This is a genomic window from Sporolactobacillus caesalpiniae (assembly GCF_040513385.1).
Lineage (GTDB): Bacteria > Bacillota > Bacilli > Bacillales > Sporolactobacillaceae > Sporolactobacillus.
Genome location: NZ_JBEVCB010000002.1, coordinates 396,889 through 414,146 on the forward strand (window position 1 = coordinate 396,889; position 17,258 = coordinate 414,146).

Annotated in this window: 22 protein-coding genes; 4 read left to right on the forward strand and 18 right to left on the reverse strand. The window is 42.8% G+C overall.

Going from position 1 to position 17,258, the window contains the following annotated elements; translation table 11 throughout:
- The first annotated feature begins 212 nt into the window (after positions 1 to 212).
- Positions 213 to 443, forward strand: a complete 231-nt coding sequence (locus ABWW58_RS05300; protein ID WP_093674810.1) for a DUF378 domain-containing protein — start codon at positions 213 to 215, stop codon at positions 441 to 443.
- 73 nt (positions 444 to 516) lie between these two features.
- Here ABWW58_RS05300 and asnB read toward each other — a convergent pair whose 3' ends face one another.
- Positions 517 to 2,403: an asparagine synthase (glutamine-hydrolyzing) gene (asnB, locus tag ABWW58_RS05305; protein WP_353868161.1), complete on the reverse strand. Its 1,887-nt coding sequence runs from the start codon at positions 2,401 to 2,403 to the stop codon at positions 517 to 519.
- Positions 2,404 to 2,580: 177 nt separating this feature from the next.
- Positions 2,581 to 2,793 carry a helix-turn-helix domain-containing protein gene (locus ABWW58_RS05310; RefSeq protein WP_353868162.1) on the reverse strand — a complete coding sequence of 71 codons (213 nt, stop codon included), beginning with the start codon at positions 2,791 to 2,793 and terminating at the stop codon, positions 2,581 to 2,583.
- A 172-nt stretch (positions 2,794 to 2,965) separates the two neighbouring features.
- Here ABWW58_RS05310 and ABWW58_RS05315 point away from each other — a divergent pair, with 172 nt between their 5' ends.
- Positions 2,966 to 3,325 (forward strand): helix-turn-helix domain-containing protein, encoded by a 360-nt coding sequence (locus ABWW58_RS05315; protein ID WP_353868163.1) that lies wholly within the window; start codon positions 2,966 to 2,968, stop codon positions 3,323 to 3,325.
- Positions 3,326 to 3,432: 107 nt separating this feature from the next.
- On the opposite strand, the gene ABWW58_RS05320 is transcribed toward ABWW58_RS05315, so the two are convergent.
- From ABWW58_RS05320 to ABWW58_RS05350, 7 genes are all read right to left on the reverse strand, one after another.
- The gene (locus ABWW58_RS05320; protein WP_353868164.1) at positions 3,433 to 4,338 is read right to left on the reverse strand and encodes a carbon-nitrogen hydrolase family protein; all 906 of its coding nucleotides are present in this window, start codon (positions 4,336 to 4,338) and stop codon (positions 3,433 to 3,435) included.
- A gap of 261 nt (positions 4,339 to 4,599) precedes the next feature.
- On the reverse strand, positions 4,600 to 4,875 hold the full coding sequence (locus ABWW58_RS05325; RefSeq protein WP_353868165.1) for a DUF2933 domain-containing protein: 276 nt from the start codon (positions 4,873 to 4,875) through the stop codon (positions 4,600 to 4,602).
- Between the two features lie 21 nt (positions 4,876 to 4,896).
- The gene (locus tag ABWW58_RS05330; protein WP_353868166.1) at positions 4,897 to 5,085 is read right to left on the reverse strand and encodes a hypothetical protein; all 189 of its coding nucleotides are present in this window, start codon (positions 5,083 to 5,085) and stop codon (positions 4,897 to 4,899) included.
- Between the two features lie 110 nt (positions 5,086 to 5,195).
- Entirely contained in the window at positions 5,196 to 5,399 is a 204-nt protein-coding gene (locus ABWW58_RS05335; protein WP_353868167.1) for a hypothetical protein, read from the reverse strand.
- The gene (locus tag ABWW58_RS05340; protein ID WP_353868168.1) at positions 5,396 to 6,808 is read right to left on the reverse strand and encodes a sensor histidine kinase; all 1,413 of its coding nucleotides are present in this window, start codon (positions 6,806 to 6,808) and stop codon (positions 5,396 to 5,398) included. The genes ABWW58_RS05335 and ABWW58_RS05340 overlap by 4 nt, the downstream gene beginning before the upstream one ends.
- Positions 6,805 to 7,518, reverse strand: coding sequence for a response regulator transcription factor (locus ABWW58_RS05345; RefSeq protein ID WP_353868169.1), 714 nt, complete (start codon positions 7,516 to 7,518; stop codon positions 6,805 to 6,807). The genes ABWW58_RS05340 and ABWW58_RS05345 overlap by 4 nt, the downstream gene beginning before the upstream one ends.
- A 42-nt stretch (positions 7,519 to 7,560) precedes the next feature.
- Positions 7,561 to 8,991, reverse strand: a complete 1,431-nt coding sequence (locus tag ABWW58_RS05350; RefSeq protein ID WP_353867738.1) for a transposase — start codon at positions 8,989 to 8,991, stop codon at positions 7,561 to 7,563.
- A 606-nt stretch (positions 8,992 to 9,597) separates the two neighbouring features.
- Between ABWW58_RS05350 and ABWW58_RS05355 the strand changes: the two genes are divergently transcribed.
- Positions 9,598 to 9,846, forward strand: coding sequence for an SHOCT domain-containing protein (locus ABWW58_RS05355; RefSeq protein ID WP_353868170.1), 249 nt, complete (start codon positions 9,598 to 9,600; stop codon positions 9,844 to 9,846).
- 52 nt (positions 9,847 to 9,898) lie between these two features.
- Here the strand turns inward: ABWW58_RS05355 and ABWW58_RS05360 are convergent, their stop codons facing one another.
- The 6 genes from ABWW58_RS05360 to ABWW58_RS05385 all read right to left on the reverse strand — a co-directional run bounded on the left by ABWW58_RS05360 (position 9,899) and on the right by ABWW58_RS05385 (position 14,310).
- Positions 9,899 to 11,116, reverse strand: coding sequence for an NAD(P)/FAD-dependent oxidoreductase (locus ABWW58_RS05360; RefSeq protein ID WP_353868171.1), 1,218 nt, complete (start codon positions 11,114 to 11,116; stop codon positions 9,899 to 9,901).
- A gap of 411 nt (positions 11,117 to 11,527) precedes the next feature.
- On the reverse strand, positions 11,528 to 12,091 hold the full coding sequence (locus ABWW58_RS05365; RefSeq protein ID WP_353868172.1) for a YfbU family protein: 564 nt from the start codon (positions 12,089 to 12,091) through the stop codon (positions 11,528 to 11,530).
- Positions 12,092 to 12,327: 236 nt separating this feature from the next.
- Positions 12,328 to 12,693 carry a HesB/IscA family protein gene (locus tag ABWW58_RS05370; protein ID WP_353868173.1) on the reverse strand — a complete coding sequence of 122 codons (366 nt, stop codon included), beginning with the start codon at positions 12,691 to 12,693 and terminating at the stop codon, positions 12,328 to 12,330.
- 71 nt (positions 12,694 to 12,764) lie between these two features.
- Complete coding sequence (dapF, locus tag ABWW58_RS05375; RefSeq protein WP_353868174.1) at positions 12,765 to 13,637, reverse strand: diaminopimelate epimerase; 873 nt, start codon at positions 13,635 to 13,637, stop codon at positions 12,765 to 12,767.
- A 48-nt stretch (positions 13,638 to 13,685) separates the two neighbouring features.
- Positions 13,686 to 13,916, reverse strand: a complete 231-nt coding sequence (locus tag ABWW58_RS05380) for a hypothetical protein (protein ID WP_353868175.1) — start codon at positions 13,914 to 13,916, stop codon at positions 13,686 to 13,688.
- A gap of 76 nt (positions 13,917 to 13,992) precedes the next feature.
- A complete protein-coding gene (locus ABWW58_RS05385) occupies positions 13,993 to 14,310 on the reverse strand; it encodes a DUF1462 family protein (RefSeq protein ID WP_353868176.1) in 318 nt (105 codons plus the stop codon).
- Positions 14,311 to 14,499: 189 nt separating this feature from the next.
- Here ABWW58_RS05385 and ABWW58_RS05390 point away from each other — a divergent pair, with 189 nt between their 5' ends.
- Positions 14,500 to 14,721 (forward strand): NifU family protein, encoded by a 222-nt coding sequence (locus tag ABWW58_RS05390; RefSeq protein WP_353868177.1) that lies wholly within the window; start codon positions 14,500 to 14,502, stop codon positions 14,719 to 14,721.
- Between the two features lie 53 nt (positions 14,722 to 14,774).
- Here ABWW58_RS05390 and ABWW58_RS05395 read toward each other — a convergent pair whose 3' ends face one another.
- The 3 genes from ABWW58_RS05395 to ABWW58_RS05405 all read right to left on the reverse strand — a co-directional run bounded on the left by ABWW58_RS05395 (position 14,775) and on the right by ABWW58_RS05405 (position 17,091).
- Complete coding sequence (locus tag ABWW58_RS05395) at positions 14,775 to 15,737, reverse strand: YutH/CotS family kinase-like spore coat protein (RefSeq protein WP_353868178.1); 963 nt, start codon at positions 15,735 to 15,737, stop codon at positions 14,775 to 14,777.
- A gap of 146 nt (positions 15,738 to 15,883) precedes the next feature.
- Entirely contained in the window at positions 15,884 to 16,648 is a 765-nt protein-coding gene (gene nucF, locus ABWW58_RS05400) for a 5' nucleotidase NucF (protein WP_353868179.1), read from the reverse strand.
- A 152-nt stretch (positions 16,649 to 16,800) separates the two neighbouring features.
- Positions 16,801 to 17,091 (reverse strand): YutD family protein, encoded by a 291-nt coding sequence (locus tag ABWW58_RS05405; RefSeq protein WP_245734325.1) that lies wholly within the window; start codon positions 17,089 to 17,091, stop codon positions 16,801 to 16,803.
- Between the last annotated feature and the right edge of the window lie 167 nt (positions 17,092 to 17,258).

Consider the following 17,258-nt stretch of genomic DNA (forward strand, 5'->3'; position numbering starts at 1 on the left):
TCGGCCTCCATTAGTCAAAATAATTCCTACTTAACTGTACAAGACCATTGCAACAAATTCAAGTCATGATCCTTTTTTATTCATTATTATTTGTAAACGATTTCACATATCATTCACTTTTTTCCAATCTTTCAGTGTTCACTAACGTTAAATGAATAGTTGTGGGAAAAAAAGCCATGCTAGTAAAGCACGCACATAAAAGGAGGTTCATTATGAGCGGTTTACAGAAAACATGTCTCGTACTACTTATCATTGGCGGTATTAACTGGGGTCTGATCGGATTCTTTCGCTTCGATCTTGTTGCCACTTTATTTGGTGGGGCGGGAAGCGCGCTCTCTCGTCTTGTATATGGCATTGTCGGACTCTGCTCCTTATATTGCCTGACCATTCTATTCCGGCCAAGTGAGCGTCTAGAGCGCGAAAGAGAAACGCAGACTCGCTAAGTCATTTATATTTGAAAAAGGATCCCCGCTACTGCAGCGGGGATCCTTTTTTTTCGCACTACTCATTCCATTATTAAGCTTGAACTACTGGTTGACTAGTCACATGCACTGTCTTTTCAATATAGATCTGATGCCAAAGCATGAACACGAGCACGGTCCAAATTTTTCGGCTATTGTCCATTTTATTGCTGCAATGGTCGTCAAGCAGTTTGAGTACATAAGATTTATTAATAAACGCGTCCGTATTACTTTCTTGGATTATTTTTCTCGCCCAATCATACATTTCGTCTTTAAGCCAAAGACGAATGGGCACCGGAAATCCAAGTTTCTTCCTGAACAGGATTGAATCTGGAACAATGCCGCGCATAGCCTCGCGGAAAGCATATTTCGTTGTACCTTCTCCCGTTTTCAACACTGCAGGGAGGGTCCTGGCCACTTCGAACACTTCTTTGTCCAGAAATGGAACCCGCAGTTCCAGCGAATGGGCCATGGTCATCCGGTCAGCGACAACAAGAATATCGCCGCGCAGCCATGTTGCAATATCAACAAGCTGCATCTGATCCAGCTTGTTATTGTCAGATGCCTGTCTGTAAATCGGATTTGTAATATCTGTAAACGGTGCGTTTTCCGAAAAGGTTTTCAGCACAAATCTCTTTTCTTCTTCGTTAAATATGAACGCATTGCCGACATAACGCTCAGATAGAGGAGTCGTCCCGCGAAGCAGATAACTTCGTCCTTTCACACCCTCTGGTAATTGACGAGCAAGTGCGTGGAGCATTTGTCTTCCCGGTTTTGGAATCTTCTCAAACCAGTTCAGAGCAATTGGCTCGCGATAAATATTATATCCACCGAAAAGCTCATCAGAACCTTCGCCGGAGAGGACAACTTTCACATGCTTTCTCGCTTCACGAGAGACAAAATAATTGGGGATCGCCGCCGGATCAGCAAGCGGATTATCCATATGCCAGATAATTCTCGGCATCTCTTTCATACACATCTCAGGCGTGATCTCAAGCGCATAGTTCTCAACACCGAGTTTCTCCGCTGAGTCTTTAGCGATATCTATTTCATTGTATCCTTTGCTCGCAAAGCCAACTGTAAATGTTTTAATATTTTCATTATACCGTTTAGCTAGGGCGACTATAGATGTGGAATCAATACCGCTGGATAGGAACGCCCCAACAGGCACATCACTTCTCATATGCATTTTCACCGAATCAATCAAGACATCCTGTATCTTCTTTTTTGCTTCGTCAATGGTTTGATTAACAGGTGCAAAGGTCGGCTTCCAGAATGCTTTGTTTTGTAGTGGTTCTCCACTTTTCTTAAGAAGGTAATGTCCCGGTTCAAGACTTTTTATAGTTTCTTCAAGTGTGTAAGGTTCAGGGACAAATTGGAAGGTTAGGTAGTATTGAAGAGCTTTCTCCGCAACCGGATTGTTGTCTTTGCCGATCAGCATGCTTTTCATTTCGGAAGCAAAAAAGATACCGTCATCCTCTTCCATGTAGTAAAACGGCTTAATCCCGAAGTGGTCGCGAGCGGCAAAAAGTGTCTGTTCTTGTTTGTCCCAAATAATGAAAGCGAACATGCCGCGAAAATAATTCACGCAGTCCACGCCGCGATCCGCATAAAGCGCGACAATGACTTCAGTGTCTGACGTTGTATTGAATGTATATCCTTTTTCAATCAATTCGTTGCGAAGTTCCACATAGTTATAAACTTCACCATTGAAAATGATGTAGTAACGTTCATTTTCATAAGGAAGCGGCTGATGTCCACCTGCCAAATCAATAATGCTTAACCGACGAAAGGCAAGTTGTACCTGATTATCCGTATAATACCCCGCGTCGTCAGGTCCCCGATGATTGATGGTCTCTGCACGTACGGTCATCGCGTTCTGTTCATGATTACCAGGTTCTAGATTATGATCTTTTGCAATGTATCCGCAAAATCCGCACATATAAAAAGTCTCCTTTCAGAGATGGCCGGTGTATATCGCTACACACAATGGGCGCTCCCTGCTTCATTCACTATAATTTATATCCGATACTCTAGTTTATCATTCGCTCGGACAAAATCAAAGTAATGACAGCGTTTCACCCAATATGAATTTTGCCATCTTTCGGAGATCCCGAATTTATTCATCATCTGGATCCGTAAATAGTTCTTGAATGGGAATATCCAGAACGGTCGCCACTTTTGCGAGCGTCTCTGCACTGATCTTGCTTCGTCCGCATTCCAAGTAATAATAACCGTTCGCACTTTGATAACCAATACGGGAAGCCATTTCCTGAAGCGACATTTTTGATTCTCTCAGTTTTTTTAGTTTAGTTAAGTCAACGGTCAGCATCGATGATCGCTCCTTTTGCCTAATTGGTAACTTTATTCAAAATTATACCATTTATCCCATGACTTTTTCAACACTCTTTTCCTGTTTGGTAAATAAAGTACTAACAAAATGAGAACATGATAAAATTCTCTTTGTTTACCGTTCACACCAAACTATGGGAGGGACGCAACGGATGGAGAATACGCTAGGCAGCAGGATTCGCTTTTTGCGCGATGAGAAGAATCTATCTCAACTGGAAATGGCTCGTCAACTAAATATTTCCAATGCCCAGCTTAGCCGCTATGAATCAGGCGATCGCAAACCTGATCCGGACATGCTCGTGCAGATTGCTGATTACTTAAGCGTCTCCACCGATTACCTGCTTGGTCGCACTGATCGCGTTAACGAAGCTCAGTCCTATTATGAGAGTATCGATAACATAGAACTGCTAAATAAAAGTAAAGAAATTCCCGGACTTGATGATCTGATCGCTCAGATGTGTGAACAACCGGAGAAGGCAGAGAAATTAATTAAAATTTGGCAAATCCTCTAAAATAGATTGAGAGCCGAAAAAAGACTGGTTCATCGAAATTTCGATGAACCAGTCTTTTTTCTTTTAAGTGCATCTGCCCTTTTTTAGACGGGCATTTTTTCTCATGATTATTTTCCATGCTGCGGATCTTTGATCGAGTCTTCAAACATGGCAATATATTTATCAGGCCGCCAATCCGTTCCTTCGACAGACGGATTATTTTTAAACAGAAAACGTGTTGCCAAGGAAAGATCAATGGTCGCCGTGAAAATTTCAGATTCATCAGCAACATCATCAGTAAATTTATGACCCGCAAAATAGTATGGCTCCCATGTCTTTCTGCTTGGACCGATGATGCTGCTGCCACCCCAAAATTCATTATAAAGATCAAGTCCGCCTAAGTTTGCTGAGGCAATATAAATCCCCTCACGGATAACCCCGGCTTCCAAAGTGGTGGTTCCCAATCCTTTACCATGGCATTTAGCTAGCGCAGTACTGTTGATATATAAACGGCAACCTTTGGAAGCATAGTAGCGCATCAGTTCCGGAAAACAATAGCTGTCATAGCAAATGGCGCACCCGATTGGTCCCCACGGAGTTTCTAATATGAACGGCTTATCTCCACGCTTCGCCCAGTTTGGTTCAGGCGCCGGCAAATGCATTTTTCGGTAAGAACCCACCAAACCCTCAGGAGAGAAGATGGCCAATGAGTTATAGAGAGTTGAGGGATTTGAGGCGTCCATTTCCGGCATGCCGAACACCGCATAGACACCATATTGCTGAGTCAAATATTCAATTTCATCCGTTGCCTCACCCGGAATCGTTTCTGATAGCTTGAATTGCATTTTTTCTTCAAGCGGCTTTTCTGCCTCATCATCATAACCGGTTAATGCCATTTCCGGAAAAACAATAAAATCACTGCCCCTTTTGGCAGCACTCTCGATATAGCCCTTGATGCGATTCAGATTCTTTTCTTTGTCCCCCCACACAGCATTGAAGGTAACGACAGATAGATTCATGACATCCTTGACCACACAACCTCTTCCCTTCCGGTTAAATTTAAGTAGTTCAATTGTGAAATACGGGTTTATATTATCACTTAATTCATAAATGTCAAATTATTATGCGAAATCGCGTCCTATTACCTACACCGTGCATTCCGGATAATAAAAAAAACTTGGCGATGTCACGTCCTTGACGCCGGCGGAAGTTCCTCTCCCCTTTTCTTACCTTATATAGATACCTCTAATCTTTCTTTTCATCTCAATTTTGAAACAGTTGTATTTTTGAGAAGATTAATGATGCTGATCATTGCCTTTCTTCATCATCGACGGCATCATAAATAAATGCATCAGTGGACAAATGAGGGCGACAGCGAGAATGAGCAGACTGCCAGATCCTGAAAAGCCTCCCGTAACAAACAAACCGATAATCACCGCAATTGGGATAATGAAGCACACTGCCAACATCCAGTTATGTGTTTTGTTACCATGATTACCTTGTTCTCCGCTTGATTGTGCATGATTTTCATGATTGTGATTTTCATGATTGTGATTCCCACAACAATTCATCACAAATCCCTCCTTGAATCACTATTTATTTTTTAATTGCTGAAGTTCTTTCTGCAGTAAGCCGTTTTGTTCTTTCAATGCTTTTAGTTCATCTGAATCCTTTTGATGTGCTGAGTGATCCTTGTCTGAATGACTCCCCTTCATCATCAGCAGCATCATTGGGAGCATCATTAGCGGGCATGCAAGTAGTGCTAACCAGCTTAAGTCCATTGATTATCTTCCTCCTCCCTTTCCACAACTACGAGTGTAACCAACATATATGTGGATTTTGTGTAGAAAATATATAGAAAATAAGTGAGGAGAAAAAATGATTGCTGAACTCATTTATTTTTATTTCTGAAGAGAAACCATAAATAAAGGATGAGAGCAAGAATAGCCGGACAAGCGAACCACATGCACATCTGCAATAAAGTCTTCACAAAAAAAATGATACTCTCATGACCAAAAGCATTTGCAGAGAAGAGCAGGCAGGTCAGCCCCATGATGATCAAAAATAGTGAAAAAAACCAATCTATTTTTTTCATGAAGTCCCCTCGCCTTCTCCCGCTTTTTCAGAAGGAAAGATCAATGTAAAAGTAGTCCCAACATCTACCTTACTTTCAACACGAATCATGCCTCCCTGTAATTCGATGTATTTTTTAACAATCGACAGACCTAAGCCGGTTCCGCCATATTCTCGCGCCCTGGATTTCTCTACTCGATAAAAGCGCTCGAAAATATAAGGAAGTTCTCCTTTTGAAATACCTATGCCGGTATCTGACACGGCCAATACGACAGCTGTCTTTTGATTTTTTAACCGAACTCGGACAGACCCGTATTCCGTATAGCGAATTGCATTCTCCAGCAGATTTAAGAGCACTTGCTCCATACGGTGACGATCCCCACGAATAATACTGACTTGATCTTGAATCTCTACCTGAAGACTTAGCTGTTTCTCTCCCGCCTTGAGTCTCAATTTTTCAGCAACGGTTTTGATCATCTCGTTCAGATTCAACCACTCCATAGATAATTTGAGCTGACCTTCCTCTATTTTTGAAAGGTCGAACAAGTCATTAATCAAATGTTCGAGACGCACAGATTCTTGATATATGATCGATAAGTACTGTTTTTTTTCTCTATCGGATTCAACCAGCTCATCTGCCAACGCCTTGGAATAGCCTTGCAAATAGGTCACCGGCGTTCGAAGCTCATGCGATATATTCGAAAAAAAAGCTCGTCTCGTATCCCGATACCTTTGCAGGCTGGATGCTAAGTCGTTTATCGAGGAGCCGAGCAGGCCGATTTCATCACGGCTTCCGACCTTGAGTCGCGCGGCCCAATCACCCTTCGCCATTTTCTCAGTCATTTTCTGCATTTGAAGCAAAGGTTGTGACAATAATTTGCTCATGATCAAGATCATGCCTAAAGACAGAAGGAAAGCGCCCAGTCCAGACATAATTAACAAACGTCGCAGTCGGTACAGAGAATCATCCATCTGCTTCATCGAAGAGACAATGTAGATTGCCGCCTGACCAGTTTTTTCTCTTTTTATCGATTTTCCAACGACATAGAACCGATTATCCTGTCTGTCCTGATAATGGAAGGCAACATCGTGTCCAGAAAGTACCTTTTTGGTTTCAAACATTCTTATTAAAGAAGAGTTTGGTTTTTGTTTGTCACTTTCAAAGGTCACATTTTTTCCATCTGCACTCAGCCAATAAACCTTCACATTCGAAAACTTGGCAAACGTCCGGATCATCGATTTGGAGGAAGTGTCTTCGGATTCAGCCATAGTGATCAAATGATCGGCGATCTCATGGGTATCCTCTCTCATTTGTGTCATATAAAAATTTGTGAACAACCGATCAACGGCAAGTCCGGAGAAGAGCAGGATCGTGATGATCAACACAATAATGGCAGCCCCAAGCTTCAACCCGATTCGATTAGCACTCATGATCTTCTATCCTCTATATTGAATTTATAGCCGACACCCCATGAGGTCTGAATCGGATGGTACGCCAAACCGGATTTTTTTAACTTTTCCCTTATATTTTTAATATGAATATCGACAACCCGGGCGTCGCCCTCAAAATCATAGCCCCATATTTTTTCAATTAACTGTTCTCTGGACAGGACACGGCCGCTGTTGACGGCAAGCATGGTCAACAGGTCGAACTCTTTTTGGGTCATTCCGATCTGATGATCCTGAACCGATACCTGACGTCCATCTCTATCAATAGTAAGTTCCGGAAAATTCAAAACACCATTTTCAATTGGTTTCGATGAACGAGTCGATGCACGACGGATCAAGGCATGAACACGGGCAACTAGTTCTTCCGGATCAAACGGTTTTGTTAAATAATCATCTGCACCAAGTCCCAACCCCTGAACCTTCTCGCTTGTCTCTCCCAAGGCAGTAAGCATCAAAATGGGCACTGAGTACATTTTTCGAATAGAGCGGCAGACCTGCCATCCATCCACATTAGGCATCATCACATCAAGGATTACCAGATCAAACACTTGATTTTTTATCTTCAGCAACGCTTCGCCGCCATCCGCTGCCTCGACTGTATTAAAGCCTTCTTTTGATAAGTAGATACGTAACAAGTTACGCAGCTTCCAATCATCGTCAACCATCAAGACCTGTAATTTCTTCACAATCATCACCTTCTCTTATCATACTGGGCAGTCAAAAGTTCTAGGCTCTTAAGAAATCATTAATTCGTCCTGTAACTCAGGTGTTTCCTGCTTTTCTCGAATTATTTGCGTTATGGCTAAATGCTGATTTCGGGCAAACCGTTGAAAAATCGTCTGACGTAAATGAGCCATAATGGTTGCTTCTGAAGCTGCTCCCTTGGATGGGGTTCGTAAAAAGCGAAAAAGATTCTTTTGTCTCTTCGTGTCATGACGCAACGCAATCATCTGAAGCAAGCCCATCGCGATGCAGTGGCACATCATGGATCCTTCAATCGCTTTGACCGTTTGAACAATCCGTTTTTGTGCGCGGTCTTCGGTTATGTGATCCAGCGGATCGGGTTCATCCGATTTGCGATAACGGTTCAGTTTGGGCATCGAACGGCTCCAAAAATGATAGGCAAAAGCACCGAGTGACTGTTTCATCGCTCGAAAAGTAGTTTCGGTGGTAAAACGCCAGGCATAAAGCCGGATGATGGCCTCCGGTTCTAAGGATTGATCCGTGCTGGCAAGAATCGAACGGCGTCCACCCATCACAACGAGCACAAAACGCAGTTCTTGATACAGTCCTTGCCCCCAAAGCAGATCAAGGCAGAGATAAGAGACCGTCTCTTTTTTCCCATAAAGAGACAGACGGGTCGTTTGAAACTGGTTCTCCTGCGTTTCAAACAGTGTGCTTACATGCACTTTGGTTCCTTTTTTCCGTGGACGTCCCCGTCCGCCCGTTTGAACGGGGTGTTCATAAGCCACGCAGGAGGTTTTTGCTTTCGTCACCAGATCCAGTTGCGTGCTTCCTTCCTGATTCCGTTGATTCAACCGACGAAGTGCAGGTACAGACAAGAAATAACGGTCAAGTAGAAACAACGCACGTCCCAGCACCCGAGCGGCTGAAAATCCTTGATCAATCATTTGCACCACGTGGGAGTCTTGATTTTCATCGCACGTTTCCCATTGACGAATCGTCTGGACACCATCATGAAGGCGAAGAAAAAGAGGTAGGCAGAACAACTTTCCAGCGTTTCCGATCAGGATGCCCACAGAACCCCAGAGATGTCCAAAGATGAAGGCGGACTTGGATACATCCTCGGACTCTTGAAACAATTTCTTCACAGCGGGCATGTAGCGGGCTTCTTTCGCCTGTTTGACGCCATCGCCAACGAGAACCACGGCGCCCGCTTCATGCTTGAGCGGCGCAAACTTGAGCACCACGCGCAGCCACTGTTGCCGTAGTTCGCTCAAAGACCATGCGGAAGAACGAAAGAAATGAATCATGGACTCATAACCCTTCGGGTTTAGGGACAAGTCACGAATCACCGAAGTGATTCCGAGACAGTCAGAACGTATCATCAAACCGATAATGATCACAACAAACCATTGAAACGTAGCGAATCTATGGAAACAAGAACGGAAGAACAGAAGTACAGAATCAATAAATTTTAACATGGCACTAGTCAATCGCGAAGGAACACGATAGAATAAGAACTACGATAACCCTTGGCGATTTTATCCTCTCTTTTGTCGTAGAAATAGAGGATACCATAAAATCCCATTTAAGGGTTATCCTTTTGTTTATTCACACAGAACTTTTCACTCTCCAGTTATCATACATGATTACAAATTAAAGAAAAAACAAGTGAATGTGCTTAAACTTTAGCACACTCATCCTTTTGATATTAATACCTCAGTATTTGTGTTAAAAGATCATGTTGTTCGTTACGGCTTATTGGCCCATTTGTGAAAAGCCTAGGCTATTCAGCTTGCTGAAAAGTTCACCTGCTTAATGAAACGGAGTGTGAAAGCCCGCTTTCATCTCCAACATTCATCAAACAGGCGGCCAATGAGCCAAGAAACAACTTCATCGTATAACATCGCCTTAAGTTTAAAAAACAATTATGTAGTTTTTGTTAGACTATGAAAATCAGTCCGACATTTTGGTGCCTGACTAATACGTACATTGATTATTTTTTTCTCGTTTGCAAAAAATCACCACAGTTTCTATACATTTGTCGTATACACTTGTGTTGAAAACGAAAAAGGAGATGGAAAACCATGATGGGATGGAATGGCGGCATGATGAATGGCTACGTTATCGGTATGGGGTTTATCGGATGGCTTGTTCAAATAGCTTTGTTCATTGCTGTTATCTATTTAGCATTTGCCCTGATCAGAAGAGTGAATAACAAATCAGAAAACACGAATCGATATGAATCAATTTTAAAAGAACGATTTGCTCGAGGTGACATCACAGAAGATGAATACAACAAAATGAAAAAGATCTTGCATGAAAATCCCCTTTGAATTGCCCGTTTTCTACGGTCAGTCCAAAGGGGACGGAGTGATTCAGACGTAATTAAAGCAGATTCAGCTTGCCCTTTTTCAATACAAGTTTGACACCGCCAAGCATGAGCAGATAACGGTCATCAATGACTTTCTTCATGGCAGCTGCTGGTTTGCCGGTTAGCTTGTGATCGAGTACGACGCCAATCGCTTGTTTTTCGCCAAGTGAAGCAACAGTACCCTTAGGTTTGTAAACAAAGCCTTCAGTTGCTTCGCCTTTAAGTAAGTGCTTTACATTCTTAGCCAAATTTTCTGCTTCTTGAATGGCAATTTGAGCCGTTGGCGGATATGGCCGTTCAGCATTCGGAGGAAAGACAACGGCAACATCACCGATTGCAAAAATATGATCATCTTCAGGCGAACGAAGATCTTCGGTGACCTGAATCTTGCCACGATTAGTTTCGAAGCCCGATTCAGCAGGAATATGGTTAGCCTTTACGCCGCCGGTCCAAACAACTGTCCCCGCTTGAATTTCTTCAAGTTCTTCGCTGTCCTTTTTCTGAACTTTAACACCTTCGGAAGTCGCTTCCTTGATAAAAGTACTAAGTTTGAATTCGACATTCTTGCCCTCAAGATACTTTTGTGCATAGTTTGCCAGCTCACGATCGAATGGAGGCAGAACAAATGGCATGCCCTCAACATCGACGATCCGTACTTTTTTAGGATCAATATCATATTCCTTGCAAAGCGCAGGAATACGGTCAACAAGCTCACCAAGAAATTCAACGCCGCTCAATCCTGCCCCGCCGACAACAATCGTCAGATCACTGTCTTTGGCATCCGGGTCGCTGTTGTAGCTGGCAAACTTATATTCGATGTGTTCGCGAATCTTACGTGCTGTGTTCACACTGCGGATTGCGAACGCATTTTCCGCTAATCCTTTAATACCAAATGTATTCGATTCGAAACCGAGCGCGATGACAAGATAGTCATAATCGATTTCACCATTTTTAAGCAGTACTTTGTGATTCGTGCGATCGATTGACTGTACCGAATCTTGTACAAAATTTACGCGTTTCGTGTTAATCACGTTCTTAATCAGCATTCTCGTGCGGTCATGATGAATCGTTCCCGCGGCAGCTTCATGCAGCCAAGTTGTTTGATAATGATAATTATGTTTGTTAACGAGTGTAATATCCGCATCTTCAGCACTTAATTCTTTTGTGAGGCGTACGGTTGCCATCATGCCACCGTATCCGGCACCTAAGATCACAATTTTCGGCTTACTCATAGTAATTCACAGCCACCTTTTTCTTTTTATAAAAATAGATGAAGAAAGTAATGCAATGTTTGTCCGCCGACAAAGTACGTAGTTCTTTTCCAGCATGATGGTGCACCCATCAGAATCAACTTTGTACAAGCAAACAGTCAAGGATTCGTTCATTTTCCTTATTAATAATATGTCTTTTTTGTTAATATTTCAAGAACAATTTGTGTCTAAATGGTTTTGTATAACTAAACGGTCAAAATTTTCCTCACTGCTAACGCTGCCATCAAAATTATAGAGTCTCTACAGTAATGACATGTGTTCATGGATGGAGAACATTCACATTACGACATAATAAAAGCATCCGAATGAACAGATGCTGTTAGTTTGCTTATCATCAAGAGACAACTTCAATGAATAAGTTGAGGTCTGAGTTTAGGAACTATGGCCCAAGACGTATTTTAGTTCATCTGCTGTCAGATAAGTATCTTCAGATGAACTAAATTGTCCTTCTTTTTCTTTTTGAATCGAGAACCAGCGCTCTAATAGTCGATTATATCGGGGCAACGTAGGAAAATGTGCATGCAGATCCTCTAATTTCTTATTTTTAATCAGCTCTTTGACTTCATTAAACCGATCGTATTTGTTAATCAAGCAGTCGGCAAAGGCGTAATGCGACGCTTCATTATTACCATCGAATCCACTAAAGACAACTTCACTTTCATCAATGGTATTCTTCTCATCCTCAGGCAACTGTTGATAGCTCGTATACAGATTTCTAAACATACTCAGCACATGAACTACGTTTGTTTCGACAGCCTCATCTATATTATCGTTTACATAACTAAAATAATCATTATAAATATAAGGATAGCCATTGATTAACGCTTCAATTATGCCATCAAACTCTGCTGTTGAATGGGTATCCAATTTTCTTAAAATAATATATTGATTAGCTAAAATGAGACGTTCTGTTTTTGACAGCCTTATTTGTTCCATAGTTTACCATCTCCATTCTTTTAGAATCTGATTATAAGTTCAACGAAACACGAGATAAATCCTGCCCCGTTTCCATCATCAAAAGAAAAAGCGTCTTATAGTGATCTCACTAAAAGGCGCTTGAAAAGACAACCACGAGCTTTCACCGTACCTATTGAACTAATTGAATACGGTTGGTAGCCCATTACTATTATTTTCTTCTGAACAGCTTCAATTTATACGTGACTTCTATCGAATTAACAGTCACACTGTTTTGCAGGCTGTCCTTCATTGTCGGCAGTCTTAAATGAGTGTCCGCAGCCGCAGGATGAGATCGCGTTCGGATTATCAATCGTAAATCCGCCGCCATCTAGATTTTGTTTGAAATCAATGGTCACTCCGTCAAGCATTGGCGCACTGTTCTGGTCGACAACCACTTTAAAGCCTTGACCTTCAAACGCTTGATCGCCATCAATCATCTTATCATCAAATCCCATACCGTATGTCAGTCCGGAGCACCCGCCACCACCGACACCAACACGGAGGAATAGATTTTCTCCAGGTTCGCTTTCAATCATTTCCTTGACACGAAAGCTAGCCGCATCGGTCAACGTAATATTCATTTCATTCAGCTCCTTTTATGATTTAGTATCATTATATCCTGTTGTGACCTCAATCACAATCAAACACCTTTTCATCGTTGAAAGTAAACACCATCGCAAATTGTTTTCGCTTCCCCGGTCATCAGCACATGATTACTTTCCGACTGCCACTCAATGGTTAAATCGCCGCCTTCAAGATGTACTGTTACCGGTACATCCTTTGCGACGCGTTTTTCCAGTATCGACGCAACAACAGATGCACAAGCGCCGGTACCACATGCTTGAGTGATCCCTGATCCGCGCTCCCACACGCGATAATTTACTTCTTGATCGGATAACTTTTCAACAAAGCCAACATTCACTCCATTGGGAAACAACGGATATGTATCGGCGAGCAGCGCGCCTAATTTATGGATTGGTGCCTCAGCAATAGCATCCACAAAAAACAAAGCATGCGGATTTCCCATGGATACGGCTGTAAATGCATAATCCTCACCATCAACGGTCAACTTTTCGCGAATGACCTGCTGTCCGCCTAAAGGTCCTGCGACAGGGATCTGTGCGCGTTCAAGAATCGGTTCACCCATATCAACCGTAACCTCCTCAACGATCCCTTCCTGAAGGTGTACCGTCGCCTGCTTATTGCCGGATAATGTTTCAATCGCAAACTGCTGTGAATCAACAAGTTGATGCTCATAGGCGTACTTCGCCACACAGCGAAGTCCATTCCCGCAGTTCATCGCTTCTGAGCCGTCTTTATTAAAGATTCGCATGCGCACATCCGCCTTTTCTGAAGGCAGGATGAGGATTAGACCATCCGATCCAATTCCTTTATATGGATCGGACACCTGATGTGACAATGCGGGAAAAGATTCAATAGATGACAAATCCCGTGTGATTCCGTCCAGATAGATATAACAATTTCCAAGTCCATGCATTTTCGTAAATGAAATTTTCTGTTCCAAAGTAATCGCTCCAGTTCTGCGCGTGCCGCTCAATTAGTTAGTCACATGTTAACGCAACGCTTGAGTTGCCCAGATGTAATCTTGATCCATAGTTTCGATCACGATTTTCTCATGGCAGCAGGGCATCACAAGATGTGCTTTAATCCCTTCAAAAGCGCCTTCAACCGCTTCTTTTTTTATCGAAAGCAATACAGGTGATTCGTGGCAGAATGGACATTCTTCAAAATAAAGATCATTTGCCACCCGTTCATATGGCCAGCTGTGATGAAAATCAAGCATAAGCAACCTCTCCCATGTATTAGATATAACCTTCAGTAAACATCGATTTAGGTTCACTCACGTAGATCGTTTTCGTTTAACGATCTTCCTCTAGAGGCCGCATCCCTTTGCTGATACAAAATTGGACAATGGGTTTGAGCGAAATGAAACCTTCCCCAAGTATTTGATCGCCCGACACGACCAATGGATAAAAATAGTCGTCGGCTACTAGTTTATCGCAATACTGTCGGTCTTTTTCTGTTTCCGGTTTATAAATATCAATGTAACGAATCGCAATCGTTCCGTCAAACTTCCGCGCCAGCGCAGCTTGCAGCCATTCCGCAGTTGCTTTCGCCGGTGGTGCCTGTACGCAGCTCGCGCAGACGGCTTCCGCTCCGTAAACAGTAAGTTCCAATCTGTTCACCTCAAAAATCATTGAATTTACTAATTAATATAGCAAATTCACGCGTCGGCGTCACTGATTTACTGTTGCGTGAATATTTTTTTGCGTGAATTATCCTTGATTTTGATCAAACATATAAATAGATTTTCGGCTATAAAAAAGATATAATGTACCTAAATGCGACAGTGAAGGAGTGTGTGTATGTATAATCAAGTCGAAGAAGTGCTGGATAAGCTTCGTCCCTATCTGCTGCGCGACGGTGGAGATGTTGAACTGCTTGACGTCGAGGATGGTATCGTACGCGTTCGGCTGCTGGGCGCATGCGGCAATTGCCCCAGCTCGACGCTCACGTTGAAGGCGGGGATTGAACGGGCGCTCGTAGAAAATGTTCCCGGAATCAAAGAACTTGAACAAGTCTTTTAAATAAAACAGACGAAAGCAAACACCACCCACACGATCTGCGGGTGGTGTTTTTATCATGAGATGCGCGTCAGCCATTCCGGGGCATAGAACCTTCCATTGTAGCGGTTGGCTATATAGGTAAGCAATCGTTCATTGTCTTCTGCGCTTTCTTCGCCTTTGCGTAAAATGAATTCAAGTTCACGCTGATCAGAGGCGTTTGAATCAAAGAAATAGCGCTCGCAGCACTCGACGAATGCGAGTGGGTAGAGAAGTCTACTATACAATTTACCAATCGCCTGTTCACTCAATGGAAATCGTGATTCATATTCATCCAAAAATTGCTCCGCCGCTTGTTGGGGATCACTTCCCGAACATCGCCAAGCGAGTACGCGAAGTCCTTCTGCCAAATCTCTTGATCGGTCATCCACCACCCATTCGGCGGGATTTTCAATAGCCGACCTTTCGTAGTTTGCAAAGCGATAGTGGCTGATGCAAAGTGGTTCCTCATTCGGAAAATTAATGGATTCATCCACAGTCATCTGGATCGCATTCTCCCCGCAGCCTAAAAAATAGGGGAAGTTATCCAAAAATTCCTGTTCAAAGGCTGAATGCTGTCTTTCTGTTCGGCTTATAGCGTATTTTTGCTCCAACACGTCAAGACGACTCTCGAAGTCACCTGCTCTTGAACGCTCCGGGGTCTCTGGAAATGCTCTTGGATCCACACCTGTTGTCTGCGCATGCAGTTCCGCCAGCATCGCCCCCGCAGAATAGTCTACGCGCTTCTTTGATTCCGGAAGTACCATCAAAGCCCAAGATTCACCATTTACTTCAGTGTCATATCGACCATCATGATTCCGTAACATACGGCAGACAGGTAACCCTCTGTCAGCCGATAAATAATCTGCCCATTGCGCCAATTGTTCTAAGTTTTGATGGTAGAATTGACGGACTGGATGAAAAAAGAGCCTTAGTGATCCATCTATCCCATGCAAATCATAATCTTGAGCTGCTACTGAACGCCAATCAGGCGTATTCATCCCACTCGCCTCCAATCGCCTGTCAGAATTTCGCCATTCTCTATCCATTCTATCGATCACTCACTCATTTAATAACCAGACCATCTCTTTCTAAAAATAAAAAAGAGGCCCGTCATTTAGACGTGACCGTATTAGTACATAGCATTTTAGAAAATCCATTCGCTGAGCGATTTTAGCGAATAAGTCGGTTGAATTGATTTCGATTTTAACGCCTCTTCTGAAGTAACACCTGTATGCACAATAAGTGTGTCGAGACCGCCATTGATTCCAGCCATAATATCCGTGTCGTAGTTATCGCCGATCATTAAAGTACGCTGTTTTGTCGTTCCCAATTTTTTAAGGGCGAGTTCAATAATTATCGACTCCGGTTTTCCAATGAAAATCGGCTTTACACCTGTGGATACACTGATGACTGAGGTCAGCGCACCATTACCGGGAACAAGCCCTCGTTCATTGGGGAGTGCTACATCCGGATTCGTTGAAACAAACGTTGCGCCTGAACGGACGGCAAGGCATGCCTTCTCGTATTTCTCGTAGGTAATTTGCCGATCCATGCCAAAGGCGACAAAATCCGGATGTTCTTCCTCATAAACAAGACCCGCTTGCTCCATCGCTTGCTTCAAGCCTTGTTCGCCAATATACAAAACCTTTGCGTTAGGCTTGCGCGATTTGATATAGCTCGCCGTAGCAATGCTTGTCGTCAGAACATCATCCGGCGTACATGGAATACCGAATCCGCTCAATTGATCAGCGACCGCATCTTTTGTTCGTGTTGAATTGTTTGTCACGAATAAATAGCGCAACCCTTTTTCTTTTAATGTCTTTACAAAGGTCACCGCTTCAGGTATTTCTTCTTTCCCCCAATAAACCGTTCCATCAAGATCCAACAAAAAAGCATCGTACGTTCCCACCGTTATGTACCTCCATATACGTTCATCTGCGCAAAAAATTTGCGTTCTCATTCATTAATTATCTGCTTTTGAGCAAACTAATAGTAAGCTTCACTGACTTCCATTGATCTGGGATGATGAGACAGGGAGCTCCATTTAATTTAACTATGGCCTCACTTGCCGTCTATTTTCTTCAACACAAAATAGGCACAGCCGAAGCTGCAATATTCAATAATGTAATCAACGAGCGTTCCTATTTTCGTATCAAAGGTTGACTTAGGGTTATGGTTCTCATAGAAACCGCGAAGTCTCAGCTGCTCATAACCCCAGTCACCGACTATGTAATCGAACTTGTTCAGAATTTCGCTGTAGCGTTTCATAAAAGCTTCCTCGTTCCAGCCATTCCGAACATCTTCAATAACTTCAAACTTATGATGTTCAACAGTAACAATCGAACCAGTCAATGGGATTACCTCCCCTCTAGATTGCACGAGAACACCTGCTTCAGACCTCTGCTTAAGGTTATAAAGTAAGTGTTAGTGGTCCACGTACTTCCCATTATAGCAGATCGCGCAGAGTTCGTGAAAAGGGCTTAAACTAAATCGTTTACATAAATTTTTTGATGAAAGGA